Source organism: Thermogemmatispora sp., assembly GCF_019683755.1.
In the GTDB taxonomy this organism is placed as follows: Bacteria; Chloroflexota; Ktedonobacteria; order Ktedonobacterales; family Ktedonobacteraceae; genus Thermogemmatispora.
On record NZ_JADGHT010000373.1, the window covers coordinates 1 to 4,249 of the forward strand.

General features: G+C 58.2%; 3 protein-coding genes. 1 reads left to right on the forward strand and 2 read right to left on the reverse strand.

The window, feature by feature from the left end:
* Together IRZ24_RS17395 and IRZ24_RS17400 are read right to left on the reverse strand one after the other, a co-directional pair.
* On the reverse strand, positions 1-1,268 hold a 1,268-nt coding region (locus IRZ24_RS17395), incomplete at its 3' end, for a family 20 glycosylhydrolase (RefSeq protein ID WP_297167003.1).
* Between the two features lie 340 nt (positions 1,269-1,608).
* On the reverse strand, positions 1,609-2,241 hold the full coding sequence (locus IRZ24_RS17400; RefSeq protein ID WP_297167006.1) for a DsbA family protein: 633 nt from the start codon (positions 2,239-2,241) through the stop codon (positions 1,609-1,611).
* Positions 2,242-2,562: 321 nt separating this feature from the next.
* On the opposite strand from IRZ24_RS17400, the gene IRZ24_RS17405 reads away from it, so the two are divergent.
* A complete protein-coding gene (locus tag IRZ24_RS17405; RefSeq protein WP_297167009.1) occupies positions 2,563-3,777 on the forward strand; it encodes a 6-phosphofructokinase in 1,215 nt (404 codons plus the stop codon).
* Positions 3,778-4,249 lie beyond the last annotated feature (472 nt).

Here is a 4,249-nt window from a genome sequence, read left to right on the forward strand (position 1 = left end):
ATGTAGAGTAGATTGTCGTTCATGTTGATGAGCTGGAAGCCTTCGCGTGCCATTTGCACAGGATTGGCCCAGCGATTGTTCCAAATGTCTAATACAATCGAGTGGGCGAGTGGTATGCGGCTCTTCATGAGTGAGAGGCTTCCCCACATCCGGACTGTTTTGCCTTTGCTGCTGAGAAAGGCCGCCAGGCGATTGATAAAGGTGCGATAGCGGTCGGCATCGTTCAACGCGTATTCGTCAGCTCCGATATGGACCTGGCTACTAGCAAACCAGGGCAGAAATTCATTCCACAGGTCCTCAACAAAGCGAAGCGTGGCGGGATTGGCCAGATTGAGGAACTCTTTAGAGGCATGGGGACTGGCCAGATCAGGGCGATATTGTGTCAGCGCCAGGTCATGAGCCGGAGTATCGATTTCAGGGATGATCGTGACAGCATGCGTCTGAGCTAGCGCCTCCAGTGAGGCGATGTCTGCCCGACTGTAGGCTCCATCACGCGCCGCCAGGCTCCGAAAGCGCGCGCTTTGGAGACGAAAGGCCGCATACTGCCGCCGCCAGTCAGGCCGCTCACCAGCTCCTGGAGCGTTGTCGTTGAGGTGAAGCTGGAATTCGTTCATCTTAAACCAGGAGAGAAGCCGCACATAGTCCTCGAGCACCCCCGGCGTAAAGTAGCGCCGGCCTACATCCAACATGAAACCTCGTACAGCGTAACGGGGGTAATCCCGCGCCATGCCTCGCGCAAGATGACTTTTGGCAGGATCTTGCATAAGCATCTGGAGTACCGTACGCGTGCCATAGAAGATCCCCGTCTCAGTGTGAGCACTGATCATCACATTGTCGGCAATGGCCAGCACATAGCCCTCGTCTCCAATCACTTGATCGTCATTCTTCAATGTAAGCCAGAGATCGCCGGAGCTGGGGGCTTCCTGTGTAACGATAGGGAGACGAAGACCAGCAACGGCCTGTAGATCCTGCTGGAAGGTGAGCGCTGTTGACCGCAAGCGAGTCGCCGAGGGGGGATCGAGAACAATGCGCGCGTTCGCGGAGAGGATAAAGGTGCCCAGTCCTCCATGCCACTCGCGCAGGGTAGGAATGACCAAAGGGGCCGCATTGACAGAAACGGGCAAGGACGTTAGAAAGATGGCGAGTCGGGCTCCCACCAGAAAGAGGCCCAGCAAGGCAAGTAGCAGGGCTCCAGCCAGACGCCAGGTCAGGCGACAAGGGATTGGAGGCCATCCTTTTCTAAACAAAGCCAGTTGCGGAGAAATCACGACTAAGCTCTCCGTGCAGCTATCAGCATAGTCCGTGTTCCATTGTAGTCCCTGGCGCCCGCTTTTCCTAGTAAGACGAGCTGATTAGCAGAATAGTACCATATATCGCCTTTTCTAGTAGTGATAGCTCAGAGACCACAGCCTAAAGGCCCGGCCAAGAGTGAGCGGGGAAGAGTCTTTCAGGGAGGCGGAGAAATCCACTGGGGAAGAGGTCCGAGTAGAACAGGCCCAGCTCATCCAGGCGAGCAGAGCCTGTCTCTCGAACCCCCATCAGCACCTCTGCTGTGCTATGGCGCAGCCCAGATCACTAGGATGGCCGCCTCTGTCTGGAAGGCCAGACTTACTCGGCGATCGGTTCCAGCTTGACGCCGGCCCGATCACGCTTCAGCTCATAGAGATTCGGCTGACGCAAGGCCCAGTAGAAATGATCCCAGTACTCGCCGGCCTCAGCTCCGCGTGGGACCTCGATAATCACGGGGCCATAAAAGCCGACCTGCGAGCCTTCCAGAGCGATGGTCGGCACACCAAAGGCCCGGTAGCGCTCAACGGCTTCCTGATGATCAGCCTGAACTTCGCGAATGGTTGTTTCGTCGGCTAGCGCCTCGTCAACGAGGCCAGCATGCAAACCCGCCTTTTGTAGAGCAGCCCGCACCCCCGCCGCATCAGAGATACTTTCACGGCGGCCATGCTGGGCAGCGCCAAGCGCCAGATAATAGCGCTCCACTCCCTCATTGCCCTCGCGACGCCGTACCAGAGCCAGCGTGCGCAGGCCAGCCCAGCCGTGATCTTCATAGTTCGGCTGCGTCCCTTCCTTGCGATTGACGATCTCCAGGCTAAAGAAGCGCCAGGTTATAGTGACCGCACGCACCTTGCGCACCTCACGCATCCAGAGGGCCGTACGCCAGGCCAGGGGACAGAGCGGATCAAAGTGAAAGTTCACCTTAATGGGCGTGGCGGATTCTTGCTGAGTCATAGGATGACAAATACTCCTCTAATCGATGGGTAGAACAATGGTGTCGCGAGAAGGCACCAGTAACCGAAATGGCTGTTATCACCATACAATCTGGAGCGCAGCACTGTCAAGGTAAGCCCACGCTTCCCGCGCGTGCTTCTCTTGGCCAGTCTGCCAGTCAGACTAGCGAGCGCCTATGCAGGCATCTAAGCGCCTCAGCCTGGCATGAACTGCTCTCTTTGCCAATGGTCAGTCACCTATTTACCAGAGCCGTAGTTTATGAGATACTGCAAGGGGCAAACATCCCTAGCATCCCTAGGAACTCAGGAGGGACAGGAAATCATGCCAGGACAGATCAAAAGCCCCGTGCGCACGCTCGGCGTCCTAACCGGCGGCGGTGACGTACCGGGGCTGAACGCCGCCATTAAAGCACTGGTCTATCGGGCGGAGACTCTGGGAATCAAGATAATCGGTCTCCGCTACGGATGGAGGGGCATCACCTTCCTTAATCGTGACCGCGCGCGCGATGAGCAAATCTTCCGCGCCGACGACCCCCAAACCTGGGACGATCACTATCTGATGCCGCTCAATCGGCTCAATACACGTACGATCGATCGCCAGGGCGGGACGATCTTGCTCTCGACGCGCACTAATCCTGCACGCGTGCGCGTCAGCGAGCTGCCCGCGCATTTGAAGCATCGCGGTGAAGGACGCGACGCCCAGGAATACCTGGATCTAACTGACGAGGTTCTGGCAAATATTGAGTTTCTGGGCCTGGATGGCCTGGTCGTCATCGGCGGCGATGACACGCTGAGCTACGGGGCTGTGCTTGCGGCGAAGGGAGTTCCGGTCTGGGGAATCCCAAAGACGATGGACAACGATGTTCCTGGCACTGATTACTGTATCGGCTTCCAGACAGCTATCAACCGCGCAAGTGAGTTTATCGGACGCCTGCGTTCGACTCTCGGCTCCCACAGCGAAACAGCACTTTTCCGCCTCTTTGGCCGCGATGCTGGCTTCACGGCACTAGAAACGGCGATCGTGACCTGGGCCGACCGCCTGCTGATTCCCGAGGTGCCGGCGAACATCGACCATCTGGCTGAGCTGGTAGCGAGCGACCGGCGCAATAATCCGAATCACTATTCAATCGTGGTTCTCTCAGAAGGGGCCAATCTGGGTATGCCGGTGCCAGAGGTTGGCCCGGCGGATGCCTACGGCCACCGCAAGAAGGCTAACGTCGCCGAATTCCTCGCCGCTCAGTTGAGCGAGCGGTTGCCTGGTGTACGCTTCTTGCCGATCGACCTGACCTACATCCTGCGCAGTGGCGAGCCAGATGTCTATGATCGTCACATGGCTATCTATTTCGCCAATATGGCGATGAGTCTGGTGGAGCAGGGTATTCAGGGCGCGATGGTCGGCTATCGCGAGGGGAAGGTGATCTACACCGATCTGCCCGGGAAGGACAAGCCTCCACGGCGCGTTGATCCCGATGACTACCATCCGACACGCTACCGCCCGCGCTTCGAGCGCATCAGCGGTCCATATATGCCGCTCTGAAGAGCGCTTGATCTCCTTCCTGGCATTGCCTGCCGTGGTCAAGGTCAGGTCAGGCGGTGTCCTTTGAACTCCTTACCCCGGAGGCGGCAGGGTCTTCTCCGCATGAGGAGTGAAGTAGGGGATCGGTGAGGTGCAGGCAGGCGCCCAGCGTCGGCGTTGCCGCTCATAACAGCAAAGAGGCGGCTTCGCCGATCCCTTCTCGTCCACACGGCCTCATCCTCTTCCTCACTGGCTTGCTGCTTCTCCCCCCATCCAGGCAGCCTGAACGCCGCGTGAGCTGGCTGTTGCCTTTGTCAGACAGCATCTTCTTTTTGCTTGCATGGTGACTACTCTCTTAGAGCGGTGCAGCCGCGCCGATGCCTGCGGCTGCTCTAGGCGGCGGGTACGGCTACCCTCTGTGTCAGGATCGGACGTCTTGAGCATGGGCCTAGCACCGGCTCTCTCCCACCCGCCCGCTCAGAGTAGGTTGATC

Coding starts and splice junctions, on each gene's coding strand:
- IRZ24_RS17400 (WP_297167006.1), bottom strand. CDS start 2,241: ATGACTCAGCAAGAATCCGCCACGCCCATTAAGGTGAACTTTCACTTT.
- IRZ24_RS17405 (WP_297167009.1), top strand. CDS start 2,563: ATGCCAGGACAGATCAAAAGCCCCGTGCGCACGCTCGGCGTCCTAACC.